Raw genomic sequence first — 18,611 nt, 5'->3', positions numbered from 1 at the left:
ATTGACACTAGTATAGCCAAGGGTCTATTGATGTATACATCAGCGATGCTGATGGACATTTCATTTCACAACAACATTTCACAACAACAATGTCTCTGGAGATGCCATGAAACCCTCACTCACCCCCGTCGTGGCGGGCCTGGCCCTGGCCGCCCTCGCCGCAAGCTCCGTCGCGTCCGCCCAGACCGTGCTGCGCGCCTCCCACCAGTTCCCCGGCGGACAAGGGGATGTGCGCGACGAGATGGTGCAGATGATGGCCGACAAGGTCGCCGAGGCCGATGTCGGTCTGGAGATCCAGGTCTATCCCGGTCAGTCGCTGTTCAAGGCCGACGAGCAGTGGGGCGCTCTGGTTCGCGGACGCCTGGACATCACCGCGCTGCCGCTGGACTACGCCAGCGGCCGCCATCCCGAGTTCTCCGCCACCCTGATGCCCGGCCTGGTACGCAACCATGAACACGCCCAGCGCCTCAACGACTCCGAATACATGGAGATGATCAAGGAGGTCATCCAGGAAGGCGGCGCGCGGGTACTGGCCGATGCCTGGCTCTCCGGGGCCTTTGCCTCCAGCCAGAACTGCATCACCTCGCCGGAGACCGTGGAAGGACAGAACTTCCGCGCCGCCGGGCCCGCCTTCGAGGAGATGCTGGAGGCCGCCGGGGCCTCGATAGCCTCCATGCCTTCCTCGGAGATCTACACCGCCATGCAGACCGGGGTGCTGGACGCCGCCAACACCTCCTCCATGTCGTTCGTCTCCTACCGCCTCTATGAGCAGGTGGAGTGCCTGACCGAGCCCGGCGAGCACGCCCTGTGGTTCATGTACGAGCCGATCCTGATCTCCGAGCAGGTCTGGCAGGAGCTCGACGAGGCGCAGCAGGAGGCGCTGACGGCCGCCGCCGACGAGGCCGAGGAGTTCTTCGCTGCCGAGGCCGCCGCCATCGACCAGCAGATGGTCGAGGTGTTCGAGGAGAACGGCGTCGAGGTGGTCAGCATGAGCGAGGAGGACTACAACGCCTGGCTGGAGATCGCCAAGCAGAGTTCCTACAAGAACTTCGCCGATAATGTCGAGAACGGCCAGGCCCTGATCGACGCCGCCCTCGCCGTGGAATGACGCCAACGCTGCGATCCACTCGGACCCGACCGGCCGCCCCTGCGAGGGCGGCCATCCGCCATATCGGAGGGCCTCATGGAACACTCCCGCACTGACGCCACGACGCCCGGCGGGCTCGTCGGCGGCTATATACGCCTGATGGACAGGCTCTCTGGCGCCACCGCCTTTCTCGCCGCCGCCTTCTTCATCGCCGGCGTGGTGGTGGTCTGCCAGATGGTGTTCGTGCGCTACATCCTCGGCCAGAGCACCAGTTGGCAGACCGAGTTCACGGTCTTTTCCGTGACCGCCGCCATGCTGATGGGCAGCCCCTATGTGCTGATGACCGGCGGCCACGTGGCCATTACCCTGCTGCCGGACGCGATCGGTGGCGTGATCGGCAAGCTGATGAAGCTCATCGCGGCCCTGGTCGGCCTCGGCTTCTGTGCCGCCCTGGCCTACGCCTCCTGGATCTACGTCGCCGAGGCCTGGCATGGCGAATGGACCACCGGCTCCGTATGGAACCCGCCCCTGTGGCCGGCCCTGCTGCCCATGGCCATCGGCATCACCCTGCTGACGCTTCAGTACGTCGCTGAAATACTGCGTGGGGAGGGGTGAACATGGATCCCGTTACCGCCGGCATTCTCGTCGCCATCGGCCTGGTCGTGCTGATGGCCATCGGTACACCCATCGCCTTCGCGCTGGGCGCCATCTCCTTGATCGCCCTGGTCGCCGACCGCGGCATGGCAGAGCTGACCTATTTCGGGGAAACCTTCTTCGACCGCATCGCGGAATTCGGTTTCGTCGCGATCCCCATGTTCATCCTGATGGGCGCCGCGGTGGCCTCATCGCCCACCGGACGCGACCTCTACCGCTCGCTGGATCTCTGGCTCGGCAGGCTACCCGGTGGCCTGGCGATCTCCAATATCGGCGCCTGTTCGATCTTCGCCGCCCTCTCCGGTTCGTCACCCGCCACCTGCGCGGCCATCGGCAAGATGGGCATTCCCGAGATGCGCAGCCGGGGCTATCCCGATGGCGTGGCCGCAGGCTGCATCGCCGCCGGGGGCACCCTGGGCATCCTGATCCCGCCCTCGGTGACCATGATCATCTACGGTATCGCCACCGAGACCTCCATCGGCCGCCTGTTCATCGCCGGCATCGTGCCCGGCTTCATGCTCGCCGGGCTGTTCATGGTCTGGACGCTGATCGCCTGCAAGCTGGCCGGCGGCTACGGCACTCCCATGGTCACGGCCACCGAGAAGATCAAGCAGACGGTGCGCCAGAATGTCGACGCCAACCTCAAGGCACTGGTGCGGGTGCTGCCCTTCCTGGCCGTGGTGATCGGCATCCTCTTCGCGCTCTATGGTGGGGTCGCCACCCCCTCCGAAGCCGCCGGCGTCGGCGCCTTCTTCTGTATAGCGCTGGCCGTCATCATCTACCGCATGTGGCAGGTCAGGCCCCTCACGCTGATCATGCGCGACGCGCTGCGCGAGAGCGTGATGATCATGCTGATCATCGCCGCCGCCGAGGTCTTCGCCTATGCCCTGTCGTCGCTGTTCATCACCCAGACCGTGGCCGGCGCCATCGCCGACCTCGAGGTCAATCGCTGGGTGCTGATGGGGGTGATCAACGTCTTCCTGCTGGTGGCCGGCTTCTTCCTGCCGCCGGTGGCGGTGATCGTGATGACGGCGCCGATCCTGCTGCCGATCATCCTGGCCGCGAACTTCGATCCCTACTGGTTCGCGGTGATCCTCACCATCAACCTGGAGATCGGACTGATCACGCCACCGGTGGGGCTGAACCTGTTCATCATCAACAGCATCGCGCCGGACATCTCGCTGCGTGACGTGCTGATGGGCAGCCTGCCCTATGCGCTGTGCATGGTGCTCGGGATCCTGCTGCTGTGCTTCTTCCCGGGGCTGGCCACCTGGCTACCCGATCTGCTCATGGGCTGACGGAGGATTCTCGAACGTGAACATGACCTTCCTGCAGGAGATGTTCCAGTCGATCACCCAGCGCGACGCCCTGCTGCGCCGCCGCCAGGGAGACGGAACGCCGCCGGACCACCGCCGCCTGGTGGAGGCCTGCCACCGCCTGCTGGAGAGCGACGGGGAGGCCTCGAGCATTGCCCTGGCCAGCCGTGCCCTGGGCATGTACCAGCGCCTCGAGCCTGCCGAGCGACTGCGCTTCTTCGAGCGGCTGGCCAGCGACTTTGCCGCCGAGCCGACGGAGATCGACGCGGCCTACGCGCGCTATGCCGAGCAGCGCGACAACGACAGCCTGGAGGCGCTGTTCGAGGCCTGCGAGCCGCGCCGCCAGGAGCTGATCCGCCGCCTCAACCTGACCAGCGGCGGCACTGCCGAGCTGGTGCGCATGCGCGAGGACCTGCTCGGCCTGCTCCGCGAGCACCCCGAGTTCTCGGCCGTCGACGCCGACTTCGCCCACCTCTTCGGCTCCTGGTTCAACCGCGGCTTCCTGATGCTCAAGCGCATCGACTGGAACACCCCGGCCTCGATACTCGAGAAGATCATCCGCTACGAGGCGGTGCACGAGATCCGCGACTGGGACGACCTGCGTCGCCGGCTGGACGCCCGGGACCGGCGTTGCTTCGCCTTCTTCCACCCGGCGATCGGCGACGACCCGCTGATCTTCGTGGAGGTGGCCCTGCACAAGGGCCTGCCGGCGCGCATCCAGCCGATACTCGCCGGCGAGGATGTCGGCATCGACGACCCCGAGATCGCCGACACCGCCGCCTTCTTCGGCATCAGCAACTGCCAGACCGGCCTGCGCGGCATCTCCTTCGGCAACTTCCTGATCAAGCAGGTCGTCCAGGAGCTCAAGCAGGAGCTGCCCCAGCTCAAGCACTTCGTCACCCTCTCGCCGGTGCCCGGCTTCGCCCAGTGGTTGGCCGAACGGCGCGAGGACGAGTCCCTGCCCGAGGCGGTGCGCGAAACCCTCGCCGAACTGGAAACGCCGGACTGGCACGGCGACGCCGAGCGGGCCGAGCGACTCAAGGCAGTGGTCAAGCCACTGGCCGCCCGCTACCTGGTGGAGGAGAAGAACGCCCGCGGCCTGCCGCTCAACCCGGTGGCCCGCTTCCACCTCGGCAACGGTGCCGAGCTGCACCGCATCAATTGGCTGGGCGACGTCTCGAAGAAGGGCCTGAAGCAGGCCGCCGGCATGATGGTCAACTACCTCTACGTGCTCGAGGACATCGAGCGCAACCACGAGAACTACACGGCCAACGCCACCGTGGCTCGTTCGAGCGAGGTCAAGGACCTCGTCCGCAAGGCCAGGAAGCTGGCCAAGGGAGAGAATACAAAATGAATCACAACCTCTTCGCCACCTTCGCGCGGCGCATGCGCGAGCGCGGCGACGCCGACTTCATCACCACCCGCCAGGGCCGCGGCTACAGCCACGCCGAGGCCCTGGCCACCACCGCACGCCTGGCCGGCGCCCTGGTCGAACTGGGCGTGACGCCGGGCGACCGCGTGGCGGTGCAGGTCGACAAGAGCCCCGAGGCGATCCTGCTCTACCTGGCCACCCTGCGCGTGGGCGGGGTCTACCTGCCGCTCAACACCGGCTATACGGGAGAGGAGATCCACTACTTCCTCGGCGATGCCGAGCCGGCGCTGTTCGTCTGCCGGCCGGGGGATGCCGAGGACGCGCGCAGCATCGCCGCCGATACCGGCTGCCCGCAGGTCGCCACCCTGGGCACGACGGCCGACGGCAGCCTGATGGAGGCGGCCGAGACGGCCACGCCCCGCGACGCCATCGTCGAGCGCGATGACAACGACCTGGCGGCGATTCTCTACACCTCGGGCACCACCGGGCGCTCCAAGGGCGCCATGCTCACCCACCGCAACCTGGGCTCCAACGCCGCCACCCTGGCCGAGGCCTGGCACTTCAGCGAGGAGGACCGGCTGATCCATGCCCTGCCGATCTTCCACACCCACGGCCTCTTCGTGGCCTGCAACGTCACCCTGATGGCCGGCTCCAGCATGCTCTTCCTGCCGAAGTTCGACGCCGATGTGATCTTCGAGGAGATGCCCCGCGGCACCGTGCTGATGGGCGTGCCGACCTTCTACACCCGGCTGGTGGCCGATGAGCGGCTGACGCCGGAGGTCACCGCCAACATGCGCCTGTTCGTCTCCGGCTCGGCGCCGCTCACCGCCGAGACCCACCAGGCGTTCGAGCAGAAGACCGGCCATGCCATCCTCGAGCGCTACGGCATGACCGAAACCAACATGAACCTCTCCAACCCCTACGACGGCGAGCGCCGCGCCGGCACCGTGGGCATGCCGCTGCCCGGCGTAGAGTACCGCATCACCGACCGCGAGACCCACGAGCCGGTACCGAAGGGCGAGATCGGCATGCTGGAGATCCGCGGGCCCAACGTCTTCGTCGGCTATTGGCGCATGCCCGAGAAGACCCGCGAGGAGCTCCTCGAGGATGGCTTCTTCGTCACCGGCGACCTGGCGATGGTCGACGAGCGGGGCTACGTGCACATCGTCGGCCGCGACAAGGACCTGGTGATCACCGGCGGCTACAACGTCTATCCCAAGGAGGTCGAGCAGGTGATCGACGAGCTCGAGGGTGTCCATGAGTCCGCGGTGATCGGCCTGCCCCATCCCGACCTGGGCGAGGGGGTCACCGCCGTGGTGGTACCCGAGCCGGGGGCGAGCCTGGACGAGGCGCGGGTGCTCGACCACCTGCAGGGCCAGCTGGCCAAGTACAAGCAGCCCAAGCGGGTCTTCTTCGCCGACAGCCTGCCGCGCAACACCATGGGCAAGGTGCAGAAGAACCAGCTGCGCGAGCAGTACCAGGACACCTATCACTGAGGAGCGTCCGTGCCGACCACGATCCGCTACTACTACACCCACGTCTCGCCGTGGAGCTACCTGGGCCACGCGCGCCTCGGCGAGATCGCCGCCCGTCATGGGGCCAGGATCGACTACGTGCCGATCACCCTCGGGGCGATCTTCCCCCGGACCGGCGGGCTGCCGCTGGCCAAGCGCGCCCCGGAGCGGCAGGCCTACCGCATGGCCGAGCTCAGGCGCTGGCCCCAGCGGCTGGGTATTGCCCTCAACCTGGAACCGGCACACTTTCCCACCGACGACCGTCCGGCGGCCCGGCTGGCACTGACGGCGAAGGCACAGGGGCACGACATCGCCGGGCTGTCGCTTTCGCTGATGCGGGCCTGCTGGGCCGAGGAGCGCGACATCGCCGACCCCGGGACCCTGCGGGAGATCGCCGCGGCCTGCGGGCTGGACGGCGCGGCGCTGCTGGAGGACGCCGAGAGCGGGGCGGGCCAGCAGCGCCTGGACGAGGCCTGCCAGGCCGCGCTGGCCGATGGCTGCTTCGGGGCGCCCTGGTACCTCCTCGACGGTGAGCCCTTCTGGGGCCAGGACCGCCTGGAACTGCTCGAGGAGGCCCTGGAGAACACATGAGCCCGCGACCGCCTGCCGCCCTGGCCGATGTCAGGGCCCTGACCTTCGATGTCTTCGGTACCGTGGTGGACTGGCGCAGCAGCGTCATCCTCGAGGGCGAGACGCTGGGCGCTCGCCTGGGCCTGGCGGTGGACTGGGCGGCCTTCGCCGACGCCTGGCGCGGCGGCTATGCGCCCGCCATGGACCGGGTGCGCCACGGCGAGCTGCCCTGGACGCGCCTCGATGACCTGCACCGCATGACGCTGGACCGCCTGCTGGACGACTTCGGCATCGCCGACGCCCTCGACGAGGCCGAACGGGAGCGTTTCAACCGCGTCTGGCACCGCCTGGATCCCTGGCCGGACAGCGTGGCCGGGCTGGCCCGCTTGCGCGAGCGCTACGTGCTGGCCACCCTCTCCAACGGCAACATGTCGCTGCTGGTGAACATGGCGAAGCGCGCGGGCCTGCCCTGGGACTGCGTGCTCTCGGCGGAGCTCGCCGGCCACTACAAGCGCGACCCCGAGGTCTACCGCATGGCGGCCCGCCTGCTCGACCAGCCCCCCGAGCGGGTGCTGATGGTCGCCGCCCACCTGGACGACCTCCAGGCCGCCCACCGCGAGGGCTTTCGCACCGCCTTCGTGCCGCGCCCCCTGGAGCATGGCCCCGATGCCACGCCCGACCTCAGCGTCGACCCCTGCGTCGACCTGGTGGCCGACGACTTCCATGACCTGGCCGACCGGCTCGGCCTTCCCTAGGAGCGGCCTTCAGCCGCCACGCTGCTGGCGGCTCATGGCGCTGCCCGAGGCCGGGCGCTCCACCTCGAAGAGGTCGCTGCAGCGGGCGTAATCGTTGCCGGCCATGCGGCCGATGGGCCTGAGCGCCTCGGCATCCACATGGCGCCCGTCCCAGAGGGCGTCGTCGACATGGATCGACACCACCTCGGCCAGCACCAGGTTGCCGGCCAGCGGCTGGTCGCCGAAGCGGATGATCTCGCGCAGCCGGCAGCCGAAGGCCACCGGCGCCGAGGCCACCCGCGGCACCGAGACACCCGCCATGGCGACCTTCTCCAGGCCCGCGTGGGCGAACTCGTCGTCGCCGTGCTCGAGCCCCGCGCTGGTGGCGTTCATCTCCTCCACCAGCCCCTCGCCGCTGATATGCACCACGCACTCGCCTACCTCGCCGAGGTTGCGGATGGTGTCCTTGGGATTGGCATCGCCGTCGAGCAGCGGCGAGAAGCCCAGCACCGGCGGGTTGACGCTCACCACGTTGAAGAACGAGAAGGGTGCCAGGTTGGTGTTGCCCGCCGCGTCCCGGGTCGAGACCCAGGCGATGGGGCGCGGGCAGATGCTGCCCGAGAGCAGGCGGTAGATCTTGCCCGGGCTCAGCCCGTGCTCCTCCAGCAGGTAGTCGCTCATGGTGTGGTCTCGCTTCAGGGGTCGGGCCCGAGAGTGTCGCCTCCGCGGGCCTCAGTTGTCCAAGGGACGCCGACACGACTACTCGAAGCTGGTGCAGACGGGCGCCTGCTGGGCGGGGTCGTGGGCCACCTCGAGGCTGACCGGCTCGCTGACGTTCGTGAGGGCGGCACGCCACTGGTGGTCGACGTTCACCGGGTCGCAGCTCCCTTCGCTGCCGCCGCCGAAGTTGGCGTCGATCCAGTAGTGGACGTCGTAGAGCCGGCCCTCCTCCAGCGCGCCGGGGAAGGTGAAGGAGAAGGCCGGCGGCTCCTCCGCCGCCACGGTGCCCTGTTCGGTGGCCACGACCTCGCCCGCCGTCACGTCGTAGAGCGCCACCCGGATGGCCTGGCCGCCATGCGGCGCGATGAAGGTGCCGTCGCCGCTGAAGGTGAGGTCATGGCCCTCACTGGCCAGGGTGGGCGCCGCCGCGACCAGCAGCACGACGGCCAGCGGGCACCAGGCGCCCTTGGCGAGGGGGGTGAAGCCTGTCATCACATGCCTCCTTTCTGGATCTTCTGGGTATGACCTTGGCCATATCGCGGCCTGCTTCCCAGCATAGTTCACGGTACGTCGGCCGCGGTGCACGTCCCCCTTGCCTCCGGGGCAGCGGCAACCCTTGCCCTGTGGCACCATGAGAGGCCCCGGCACCCAGCGAAGGAACCGCGCCATGTCCCTCACCGCTCTCCAGGGCCCTGAACTCGAACCCGGCTTCATGGTGATCCACGGCAATCGCCTGGAGGCGCTGCGCGGCCTGGCGGTGGAGTGGATGCGCCGCCACCCGCTGGGGCCGCTGGAGAACGAGACGATCCTGGTGCAGAGCAACGGCATCAGCCAGTGGCTCAAGCTGGCGCTCGCCGAGGACCGCGCCCACGGCGGCGCCGGCATCGCTGCCGCCCTGGACGTGACCCTGCCGGCGCGTTTCCTGTGGCAGGCCTACCGGGCCGTGCTGGGAGAAGACGCGGTGCCGCCGGTCTCCCCCTTCGACAAGCCGCGGCTGGTGTGGCGACTGATGCGCCTGCTGCCCGCCCTGCTCGATTCGCCCACCTTCGCGCCCCTGGCGCGCTTCCTGGAAGACGACGACGATCTGCGCAAGCGTCACCAGCTGGCCGAGCGCCTGGCCGACCTCCTCGACCAGTACCAGGTCTACCGCGCCGACTGGCTGGCAGCCTGGGCGGCGGGCGAGGAGGTGATCCTCACCGCTCGCGGCGAGGCACGCCCGCTGGCCGAGGAGCAGCGCTGGCAGGCCGAGCTGTGGCGCGCGCTGCGCGATGACATTCTTCAAGCCCAGGGCCCCGAGGGCCTGGCCTCCAGCCGCGCGGCGGTGCACGAGCGCTTCCTCGAGGCATGCCAGGCGCTCGATCCGGCCAGCCGTCCCCCCGGCCTGCCGCGCCGCGTGATCGTGTTCGGCATCTCCTCGCTGCCCGCCCAGACCCTGGAGGCGCTGGCCGCCATGGCGCGGGTCAGCCAGGTGCTGCTCTGCGTGCATAACCCCTGCCGCCACTACTGGGCAGACATCATCGAGCACAAGGACCTGCTGCGCGCCGAGCGCCGCCGCCAGCAGCGCCGCCCCGGCATGCCGGCGGACCTCGCCGAGACCGAGCTGCACCTGCACGCCCAGCCGCTGCTGGCCGCCTGGGGCAAGCAGGGCCGCGACTACCTGCGCCTGCTCGACGAGTTCGACGAGCAGCAGGCCTACCGGGGCCTCTTCGAGGGCGAGGCGCTGCGCATCGACCTCTTCGACTCTCCCCTGGAAGACGCGGAAGGCACCGAAGAGAAGAGCGCCGAGCCCAGCCTGCTGCGACAGCTGCAGGACGATATCCTGGAGCTGCGCCCGCTGGCCGAGACCCGCGAGGCCTGGCCCGCCGCGGCCCCGGCCCGCGACCGCTCGCTGCGCTTCCAGGTCGCTCACAGCGCCCTGCGCGAGGTGGAGATCCTCCACGACCAGCTGCTCGCCGCCTTCAGCGAGGACCCCACCCTCAAGCCCCGCGACATCCTGGTGATGGTGCCCGACGTCGACCAGTACGCCGCCGCGGTGCAGGCGGTGTTCGGCCGGCTGGACCCCGACGACCCGCGCCATATCCCCTTCACCCTCTCCGACCAGGCCAGCCGCCACCGCCTGCCGCTACTGATCGCCCTCGAATCGCTGCTGCGCCTGCCGGAGCTGCGTCTCTCGGTGAGCGACCTGCTCGACCTGCTGGAGGTGCCGGCCATCCGCGCGCGCTTCGGCATCAATGAGGCCGGCCTGCCCACCCTGCGCCGCTGGATCGAGGGCGCCGGCATCCGCTGGGGACTCGACGCCCGCCAGCGCCAGAGCCTCGACCTGCCGGAAGGCCTCACCGCCAACACCTGGGCCTTCGGCCTGCGCCGGCTGCTGCTCGGCTATGCGGTGGGCAGCGCCACCGAGGGTCACTGGCAGGGCATCGAGCCCTATGACGACATCGGCGGGCTGGAGGCGGCGCTGGCCGGCCCGCTGGTCACCCTGATCGACACCCTGGAGGCCCAGTGGCAGACCCTGGCCAGGCCCTGCGACGTGGCCACCTGGGGCGAGCGGCTGCGCGGCCTGCTGGAGGCCTGCTTCCTGGCCGATTCCAACCAGGACCTGATGGCGCTGACCCGGCTCGAGCAGGCGCTGGAAGCCTGGCAGGAGAGTGCCGAGGAGGCCGGGCTCACCGAGCCGCTGCCGCTCTCGGTTGTGCGCGAACACTGGCTCGCCCAGGTGGACGAGGCGAGCCTCTCCCAGCGCTTCCTGGCCGGGGCGGTGAACATCGCCACCCTGATGCCGATGCGCGCCATCCCCTTCCGCCACGTCTGCCTGCTGGGCATGAACGACGCCGACTACCCGCGGGTCCAGCGCCCGCTGGACATCGACCTGATGGCCCAGGACTACCGCCCCGGCGACCGCTCGCGCCGCGAGGACGACCGCTACCTCTTCCTCGAGGCGCTGCTCTCGGCCCGCGACCGGCTGAGCATCAGCTGGGTAGGGCGCAGCATCATCGACAACACGGAGCAGCCGCCCTCGGTGCTGCTCGGCCAACTACGCGACCACCTGGCCCGCGGCTGGCGGCTGGCCGGGAACGAGTACGATGACGGTAAGGCGCTGCTGGCCGCGCTGACCACCGAGCACCCGCTGCAGCCCTTCAGCATCGAATACTTCCGCGGTGCGGCATCGGGCACCGATATGGAGGGTGCGGCATCGGGCACCGGTGGAGAGGGATCCAGCCTTTTCACTTACGCCCACGAGTGGCGCGAGCTGCACCGCCCCGACGCCGAGCCCGCGCCGGCCCCTGCCGCGGAGCCGCTGCTGGCGCCGTTCCGGCAGGAGGCCCCGCTGACGCTGGGCCAGCTGGGCGCCTTCCTCAAGGCGCCGGTGCAGGCCTTCTACACCACCCGGCTCAAGGTCCATCTGGAAACGGAGGCCATGGAGCGGCTCGACCACGAGCCCTTCCGGCTTGATGGCCTCGATCACTGGCAGCTGCAGCACGTGCTGATCGAGGCGAGTCGCGAGGCGGTGGAGGCCGGCGAGCCCCATGAGCCTGCCATGCTGGCCACCCTGGAGCGCCTCGAGCGCCAGGGCCGCCTGGCCATGGGCGGCTTCGCCGAGCGCATGCGCGACGATCTCGTCGAGCCCATGGACACGCTCTTCGCCGACTACCGCCAGGTGCTCGAGGCGTGGCCCCACGCCCTGGACGAGCCGCTCGGTGTCTCGCTGGACCTGCAACGGGAGCAGGGCGAGGGCCTGGCACTGGAGGACTGGCTGGGCGAGCTGCGCGTCAACGACGCCGGCGAGCGCTGCCGGGTGCTGCTTATCACCAGCAGCCTGGTCAAGAAGAACAAGTACCAGTGGCGACACTGGCTCACCCCCTGGGTGGCCCACCTGGCCGGCCAGGTGGCGGGCCCCATGACCACGCGGCTGCTCTCCCGCGCAGGTGGCGGCACCCTCGCCCCGATCCCCGCCGAGCAGGCCCGCGCGCACCTGGCCGACATCGCCGCGGCCTGGCAACACGGCATGGCCACGCCCCTGCCGCTGGCCCGGGACACCGCCTTCGCCTGGCTGGAGAAGGGCGGCACCCCCCAGGCCATGCAACGCTGCCTCGCCGGCGCCGCCGACGAGGAGAACGAGAAGGCCTGGAAGGCCGCCGACACCGCCTTCCGCGGCAGCGGCTACAACAACGACCACGGCGAGCGTGGCCGCGACCCCTACCTGATGCGCCAGTGGCCGGAGCTGGAGGCGCTGGTCCAGTCGGCGGAAGGTGGCGGCTTTGCGGTGCTGGCCGAGCGGCTCTACGCCCCGCTGCTGCGCGCGGTGAAGACGCCGAAGGAGAAGAGCCCCAAGGGGAATGGCGACAAGGGCAAGGGAGGCCAGGCATGAGCGCACAGGACCAGACGCCCCCCACCCTGGACCCGATCCACCTGCCGCTCACCGGCAGCCGGCTGATCGAGGCCAGCGCCGGCACCGGCAAGACCTTCACCATCGCCCTGCTCTACGTGCGCCTGGTACTGGGCCCGCGGGACGAGGCCGACGCCGAGAGCTTCCCCCGTGCCCTCACCCCGCCGGAGATCCTGGTGGTGACCTTCACCAACGCCGCCACCCGGGAGCTGCGCGACCGCATCCGCGCCCGGCTGGTGGAGGCGGCGGATGCATTTCTGGCGTCAAGGAATGGAGACGGATCGTCGGCGGCAGGCCTGCGAGGAGGCGCTGTGAACCCCTCCCTGGGCGCTACCGACGCCATCCCTGGCATAGGACATCCTCTTCGGCCTGCCGCCGACTCTGCCACGTCCAGCTCGAACGATAGCCCGACGGGAGACCTCTTCGACGAACCGCCAGTGGATAACTTGGGCTCAGTGGATAATTCCTCCGCTGGCTCCGCTCCCTCCAGCGACCCGCTGCTGGCCCTGCGCGACAGCTTCCCCCGCGAGCGCTGGCCCGCCTGCGCCCGCCGCCTGCAGCTCGCCGCCGAGTGGATGGACGAGGCCTCGGTCTCCACCATCCACTCCTGGTGCCATCGCATGCTGCGGGAGCACGCCTTCGAGAGCGGCAGCCTCTTCTCGCTGGAGATGAACCTCGACCAGTCGGAGCTCGAGCTCGAGGTCGCCCGGGACTACTGGCGCAGCTTCTACTACGCCCTGGACGCCGAGGCCCTGGCGGTGGTCACCCGCTACTGGGAGACCCCCGATGCCCTGTCCGAGGACGTGCGCCGCCTGCAGGGCGACGCCGACCTGCTGCCCGACGCCCCGCCCCCCGCCGGGGCACTTGCCAGCATGCAGGCCGAACGCGCGCGGGTGCTCTCCGAGCTCAAGGCGCCCTGGCCCGCCTGGCTGGATGAGCTCGCCGAGCGGCTGGAGACGGCCGCCGCCGCCAAGGCCTTCGACCAGCGCAAGCTCAACAGCCGAAGCCGTGCCGGCTGGCTGGGAGCGCTGCGCGACTGGGCCAACGACCCCGAACTCGCCACGCCGGCGCTGACCGACACCGCCTGGAAGCGCCTGACACCGGAGGGCATGGCCGAGATCTGGCAGCAGGGCGAACCGCTGGACCACCCGGCCCTGCACGCCCTGGCCGAGCTGCCGGCGCGGCTCGAGGCCCTGCCCGACGCCCACGCCGACCTGCTGGCCCATGCCGTGCACTGGATGGCAGAGCGTCGTGAGCGCATGCAGCAGCGCCGCGACGAGCTCGGCCCCGATGACCTGCTCGAGCGCCTCGACCGCGCCTTCGAGGGCCCCGCCGGCAAGGCGCTGGCGGCCCACGTGCGTCGCCAGTTCCCGGTGGCCCTGGTGGACGAGTTCCAGGACACCGACCCGGTGCAGTACCGGCTCTTCGACCACGTCTACCGGCTGGCCCGGGCGCCGGATCCCGAGGACCCCAGCGCCGTCCTGCTGATCGGCGACCCCAAGCAGGCGATCTACGCCTTCCGCGGTGCCGACATCCACACCTACCTGCAGGCGCGGCGCGACACCGCGGGGCGCCACGTGACGCTCGGCACCAACTTCCGCTCGGCCACCGCCATGGTGGAGGCCGTCAACCGGGTGTTCCGCTTCGCCGAGGCCCATCCCGCCGGCCGCGGCGCCTTCCTGTTCAAGACGCCCGAGGGCGACAACCCGGTACCTTTTTTACCCGTGGCGGCAAAGGGCAGGAAGGACGCCCTGACCCGCGACGGCGAACCGCTGCCGGCCATGACCCTGTGGCACTTGACGGGCGGGCATCTCGCGAGCGACGAAACCGAGGGGCCAAGCGATGGACTCAGCAAGGGCGCCTACTTCAAGGAGATGGCCGCGCGCTGCGCCACCCGGATGGCCGAGCTGCTGCGCGAGGGCCAGGCCGGGCGAACCGGCTTCGGCTCGCCGGGCGAGGCCTTCCGAGCGCTCAAGCCCTCGGATCTCGCCGTGCTGGTCAACAACGCGAACGAGGCCAGGGCGATCCGTGGCGCGCTGCTCGAGCGCGGCATCAAGAGCGTCTACCTCTCCGACAAGGAGGGGGTGTTCGAGACCCCGGCGGCCCTGGAGCTGGAGGTGTGGCTCGCCGCCTGCGCCGAGCCCGACAGCGAGCGGCGCCTGCACGCCGCGCTCGCCATGCCCAGCCTGGGGATGGGCCTCCACGATCTCGATGCCCTGCAGCACGACGAGCTGGCCTGGGAGGAGCGCGTGCTGCAGTTCCGGGCTTACCACCGCCAGTGGCAGCGCCAGGGCGTGCTGCCCATGCTGCACCGGCTGCTGGCCGACTTCGCGGTGCCCACCCGGCTGCTCAGGAGCGCCAGTGGCGAGCGACACCTCACCGATCTGCTGCACCTGGGCGAACTGCTGCAGCAGGCCAGCGCCGAGCTGGACGGCGAGCACGCCCTGCTGCGCCACCTCAGCGAGGCCCGCAGCCAACCGCCGGCGCAGGCCGACACCCACCGCCTGCGCCTGGAGAGCGACGCCGACCTGGTGCAGGTGATCACCATCCACAAGTCCAAGGGCCTGGAGTACCCGCTGGTCTTCCTGCCCTTCATCTGCGCCTTCCGCGAGAAGAAGGCCAGCGACCTGCCGCTCACCTGGCACGACGAGGCGGGCCGACGCCACCTCTCCCTGGAGGCCGACGACACGGTGCTGGCCCGCGCCGACGACGAGCGCCTGGGCGAGGACTTGCGCAAGCTCTACGTGGCCCTGACCCGCGCCCGCCATGCCACCTGGCTGGGCATCGCCCCGCTCAAGGGGCTGGAGCGCAGCGCCATCGGCCAGGTGCTGACCGCCGGGGCGCCGCTCTCGACAGACGGCCTGCTGGATGCGCTCTTCCCGCTGGTGGAGGATGCCGGTGGCCGCGATGGCGTGCTGGCGGTGGAACCGGCGCCCGAGCCCGATGATCGGGTGGTGCCCATCGAGGCCCACGACGAGGCCCTGCGCGAGGCGCTCACCCCCGCCCGCCGCGCCCGGGAGCACTGGTGGATCGCCAGCTACTCGGCGCTGAGGCTGGGTGTCGAGCGCATCGGTGAGGGGGAGGAATCGCCCGAAACAACGACCTTGCCAGAGCCCGAGACCGCGCTCCTGCCCTCGGTTTTGATAGAAGAGCCCGAGACTGCGCTCTTTATGGAAGAGCCCGAGACCGCTCTGGAGGCCACCGCGCGGGAGATGCGCGACGAGCCCCAGGACACGGCCCATCCTCCCGCGACGGTAAGCGAGGCCTCGCTCCACCGCTTCCCCCGCGGCCCGGCGGCCGGCACCTTCCTGCACGGCCTGCTGGAGTGGGCTGGGCACGAGGGCTTTGCGCGGCTGGCCGCCGACCCCGAGCGCCTCGACGACACCCTGGCGCGGCGCGCCAACCTGCGCGGCTGGCGCGAGCGCATCCCGGCGCTGCAGGCCTGGCTGCATGGCCTGCTGGAAAGCGAGCTGCCGGTGCCGCAGGCCCCGGAGGGGGCGGTGACGCCGCTGCGCCTGGATCGGCTGGAGAGCGCTCACTACCAGGTGGAGCTGGAGTTCTGGTTCGCCGCCCACAAGGTCGACACCGGCCGCCTGGACGCCCTCGTGAGCGCTCACACACTGGGCGGCGCCGCTCGCCCGGCACTGGAACGCGATCGGCTCAACGGCATGCTCAAGGGCTTCATCGACCTGGTGGTGGAGCACGAGGGTCGCTTCTACGTGCTCGACTGGAAGTCCAACCACTTAGGCCGCGACGACGAGGCCTACGCCGAGGCGGCCATGGCGGAGGCGGTGCGCGAGAAGCGCTTCGACCTGCAGTACTGTCTCTACCTGCTGGCCCTGCACCGCCTGCTCGAGGCGCGGCTGCCGGACTACGACATCGACCGCCACCTGGGCGGGGCGCTCTATGTCTTCCTGCGCGGCCAGCACGCGCCCTCCCGCGGCGTGCACCGTGAGCGTCCGCCAAGTGAGCTGATCGAGGCGCTGGACGCCCTGTTCCGCGACGCCGATGCCACTCCGGAGACCAGCCATGAGTGACCACCCGCATACCGACGAGGCCGCCCCCAACGAGGCCCTGCACGATACCGAGGCGCTGTTCGCCCTGCTCGACCGCTGGGTGGCCCGCGGATGGCTGCGCGCCCTGGACCGCGCCTTTGCCGCCTTCCTGGCCCGCGAGGTGCCGGACGCCCCCGCCCCGCTGCTGCTGGCCGCGGCGCTGGCCAGCCACCAGTTCGGCCGCGGCCATGTCTGCCTGGACCTCGAACGTACCCTGGCCGAGCCGGACCTGGCGCTCTCGCTGCCGCCGGAGGGTGACAGCCTGGAGGACCCGCCACCGCGGCCCAGCCAGCTGCTCGGCGAGCTGGCGCTGGCCGACTGGCAGGAAGCGCTCACTCACCCTCTGATCATCGGCGACGGCCCCGGCAACACCCCGCTGGTGCTCGACGGCACCCGGCTCTACCTTCGCCGCTACTGGCACCACGAGCGCTCGATCCAGCAGCATATCGCCGCCCGGCTGGAAAGCGGCGCCACCGACGCCCACGACACCACCACCCTGGCCCAGGCCCTGGCCGCCCTCTTTCCCTCCAGCGACTCCCTGGACTGGCAAAAGGCCGCCTGCGCCCTGGCCGCCCGCTCGCCCTTCGCGGTGATCACCGGCGGCCCCGGCACCGGCAAGACCACCACCGTGGTCAAGCTGCTCGCCCTGCTGCAGACCCTGGCGCTGGGCGCGGGCCAGCGAGCGCTGCGCATCCGCCTGGCCGCCCCCACCGGCAAGGCCGCCGCGCGCCTCAATGAATCCATTGCCGGGCAGGTCAGCTCATTGCAACTGGATAGCCTGGCCCCACTGCTGACTGCCTCCGAGAAGGATGAGGGCAGCAACCCAGTGTGGGAGCCCAATTTATTGGTGGTCCGACACTTCGGCGATGGCAGTGTCAGCAGGCTCAGATCCGCCATCCCCAAGGAGGTCACCACCCTCCACCGGCTGCTGGGCTCGCGCCCCGATACCCGCCACTTCCGCCACAACGCCCGCCACCCGCTGCCGTTGGACGTGCTGGTGGTGGACGAGGCCTCCATGGTCGACGTGGAGATGATGGCCGCCCTGCTCGATGCCCTGCCGCCCCGTGGGCGCCTGGTGCTGCTGGGCGACAAGGACCAGCTCGCCTCCGTGGAGGCCGGCTCGGTGCTGGGCGACCTGTGCGCCCGGGCCGAGGGCGGCCACTACACGCCCGAGACCGCCGACTGGCTCACCGAGGCCACCGGCCAGGCGCTGCCCGCGGCGATGCGCGACGCCGAGGGTGCCCTGCTGGACCAGGCCATCGCCATGCTACGAGTGAGCCACCGCTTCAATGCCGAGAGCGGCATCGGCCAGCTCGCCGGCGCCGTCAACCGCGATGAACCGGGCAAGCAGAAGCGCGCCGCCATCCGCGGCGTGCTGGGCCACGGCTATGCCGACCTCTCCCACCTCAAGCTGGAAACGGACAAGGATCGCAGCCTGGAGCGGCTGGTGGTCTCGGGCCACGCCGCGGCCTTCCCGAATTCAGGCGAGGGCCGCACGCTGCGCGGCCAGCCACTGCTGCCGCCGGTGGGCTATCGCCATTACCTGGAGGTCATGAGGGCCGCCGCGCCGCAGTCAGGAGAGGATGGCGAGATCGACCGCGAGGCCCTGGATGACTGGGCCCGCACGGTGCTCACCGCCCACGGCCAGTTCCAGCTGCTCTGCGCCCTGCGCCGCGGCCCCTGGGGCGTGGAGGGGCTGAACGAGCGCATCCGCGCCGCACTGGAGCGGGAGGGGCTGATCGACACCGGCGATGGCCGCCGGCTCTGGTACCCCGGCCGCCCGGTGCTGGTGACCAGCAATGACTACGGCCTGGGGCTGATGAACGGCGATATCGGCATCAGCCTGGCGCTGCCGCAGCCGGCAAGCTCAAGCGATGGCACCAAACGCGGCCCGGCGCTGCGCGTCGCCTTCCCCGCCGGGGATGGCAGCGGCCAGATCAAGTGGGTGCTGCCCAGCCGCCTGCAGGCGGTGGAGACGGTCTACGCCATGACGGTGCACAAGTCCCAGGGCTCGGAGTTCACCCACACCGCCCTGCTGCTCCCCGACGCCCCAAACCCCATCCTGACCCGGGAGCTGGTCTACACCGGCATCACCCGCGCCAGGCACTGGCTTACCCTGGTCGAGACCGGACGCGGCCAGTTGCCGGAGGCGGTGGAGAGGCGCGTGATGCGGGTGAGCGGACTGGGCGCCAGATAAGCGTT

At 70.2% G+C, this 18,611-nt stretch carries 12 protein-coding genes; 10 read left to right on the top strand and 2 right to left on the bottom strand.

Features of this window, described 5'->3' with window-relative positions:
- Positions 1 to 106 precede the first annotated feature (106 nt).
- From dctP to QLQ83_RS08985, 7 genes are all read left to right on the top strand, one after another.
- Complete coding sequence (gene dctP / locus QLQ83_RS09015) at positions 107 to 1,108, top strand: TRAP transporter substrate-binding protein DctP (protein ID WP_282735191.1); 1,002 nt, start codon at positions 107 to 109, stop codon at positions 1,106 to 1,108.
- A gap of 75 nt (positions 1,109 to 1,183) precedes the next feature.
- Entirely contained in the window at positions 1,184 to 1,702 is a 519-nt protein-coding gene (locus QLQ83_RS09010) for a TRAP transporter small permease subunit (RefSeq protein ID WP_282735190.1), read from the top strand.
- A 2-nt stretch (positions 1,703 to 1,704) separates the two neighbouring features.
- On the top strand, positions 1,705 to 3,039 hold the full coding sequence (locus QLQ83_RS09005) for a TRAP transporter large permease (RefSeq protein ID WP_282735189.1): 1,335 nt from the start codon (positions 1,705 to 1,707) through the stop codon (positions 3,037 to 3,039).
- A gap of 16 nt (positions 3,040 to 3,055) precedes the next feature.
- Complete coding sequence (locus tag QLQ83_RS09000; protein ID WP_282735188.1) at positions 3,056 to 4,411, top strand: malonyl-CoA decarboxylase; 1,356 nt, start codon at positions 3,056 to 3,058, stop codon at positions 4,409 to 4,411.
- A complete protein-coding gene (locus QLQ83_RS08995) occupies positions 4,408 to 5,925 on the top strand; it encodes a malonate--CoA ligase (RefSeq protein ID WP_282735187.1) in 1,518 nt (505 codons plus the stop codon). Before QLQ83_RS09000 ends, QLQ83_RS08995 begins: the two co-directional genes overlap by 4 nt.
- 9 nt (positions 5,926 to 5,934) lie before the next feature.
- Positions 5,935 to 6,534 (top strand): 2-hydroxychromene-2-carboxylate isomerase, encoded by a 600-nt coding sequence (locus QLQ83_RS08990; RefSeq protein WP_282735186.1) that lies wholly within the window; start codon positions 5,935 to 5,937, stop codon positions 6,532 to 6,534.
- Positions 6,531 to 7,268, top strand: coding sequence for a haloacid dehalogenase type II (locus QLQ83_RS08985; protein WP_282735185.1), 738 nt, complete (start codon positions 6,531 to 6,533; stop codon positions 7,266 to 7,268). The genes QLQ83_RS08990 and QLQ83_RS08985 overlap by 4 nt, the downstream gene beginning before the upstream one ends.
- 9 nt (positions 7,269 to 7,277) lie before the next feature.
- Here QLQ83_RS08985 and QLQ83_RS08980 read toward each other — a convergent pair whose 3' ends face one another.
- Entirely contained in the window at positions 7,278 to 7,928 is a 651-nt protein-coding gene (locus QLQ83_RS08980; protein WP_282735184.1) for a flavin reductase family protein, read from the bottom strand.
- A 78-nt stretch (positions 7,929 to 8,006) separates the two neighbouring features.
- Positions 8,007 to 8,459 (bottom strand): hypothetical protein, encoded by a 453-nt coding sequence (locus QLQ83_RS08975; RefSeq protein WP_282735183.1) that lies wholly within the window; start codon positions 8,457 to 8,459, stop codon positions 8,007 to 8,009.
- A gap of 175 nt (positions 8,460 to 8,634) precedes the next feature.
- Here QLQ83_RS08975 and recC point away from each other — a divergent pair, with 175 nt between their 5' ends.
- From recC to recD, 3 genes are read left to right on the top strand one after another with little or no spacing between them, the layout of a single operon-like run.
- A complete protein-coding gene (gene recC, locus QLQ83_RS08970; RefSeq protein ID WP_282735182.1) occupies positions 8,635 to 12,336 on the top strand; it encodes an exodeoxyribonuclease V subunit gamma in 3,702 nt (1,233 codons plus the stop codon).
- A complete protein-coding gene (recB, locus tag QLQ83_RS08965; protein ID WP_282735181.1) occupies positions 12,333 to 16,391 on the top strand; it encodes an exodeoxyribonuclease V subunit beta in 4,059 nt (1,352 codons plus the stop codon). Before recC ends, recB begins: the two co-directional genes overlap by 4 nt.
- On the top strand, positions 16,384 to 18,606 hold the full coding sequence (gene recD / locus QLQ83_RS08960) for an exodeoxyribonuclease V subunit alpha (RefSeq protein ID WP_282735180.1): 2,223 nt from the start codon (positions 16,384 to 16,386) through the stop codon (positions 18,604 to 18,606). Before recB ends, recD begins: the two co-directional genes overlap by 8 nt.
- The last annotated feature ends 5 nt before the right edge of the window (positions 18,607 to 18,611 follow it).

The organism is Halomonas rhizosphaerae, from assembly GCF_030010555.1.
Classification (GTDB): Bacteria; Pseudomonadota; Gammaproteobacteria; order Pseudomonadales; family Halomonadaceae; genus Halomonas; species Halomonas rhizosphaerae.
This window is presented reverse-complemented; position numbering and strand designations above follow the sequence as displayed.

Excerpts from the sequence above, each read along its gene's own strand:
- QLQ83_RS08975 (WP_282735183.1), bottom strand. The coding sequence starts at position 8,459 with ATGACAGGCTTCACCCCCCTCGCCAAGGGCGCCTGGTGCCCGCTGGCC.
- dctP (WP_282735191.1), top strand. The coding sequence starts at position 107 with ATGAAACCCTCACTCACCCCCGTCGTGGCGGGCCTGGCCCTGGCCGCC.
- QLQ83_RS08995 (WP_282735187.1), top strand. The coding sequence starts at position 4,408 with ATGAATCACAACCTCTTCGCCACCTTCGCGCGGCGCATGCGCGAGCGC.
- QLQ83_RS08985 (WP_282735185.1), top strand. The coding sequence starts at position 6,531 with ATGAGCCCGCGACCGCCTGCCGCCCTGGCCGATGTCAGGGCCCTGACC.
- recB (WP_282735181.1), top strand. The coding sequence starts at position 12,333 with ATGAGCGCACAGGACCAGACGCCCCCCACCCTGGACCCGATCCACCTG.
- QLQ83_RS09005 (WP_282735189.1), top strand. The coding sequence starts at position 1,705 with ATGGATCCCGTTACCGCCGGCATTCTCGTCGCCATCGGCCTGGTCGTG.
- QLQ83_RS09010 (WP_282735190.1), top strand. The coding sequence starts at position 1,184 with ATGGAACACTCCCGCACTGACGCCACGACGCCCGGCGGGCTCGTCGGC.
- recC (WP_282735182.1), top strand. The coding sequence starts at position 8,635 with ATGTCCCTCACCGCTCTCCAGGGCCCTGAACTCGAACCCGGCTTCATG.
- QLQ83_RS08980 (WP_282735184.1), bottom strand. The coding sequence starts at position 7,928 with ATGAGCGACTACCTGCTGGAGGAGCACGGGCTGAGCCCGGGCAAGATC.
- recD (WP_282735180.1), top strand. The coding sequence starts at position 16,384 with ATGAGTGACCACCCGCATACCGACGAGGCCGCCCCCAACGAGGCCCTG.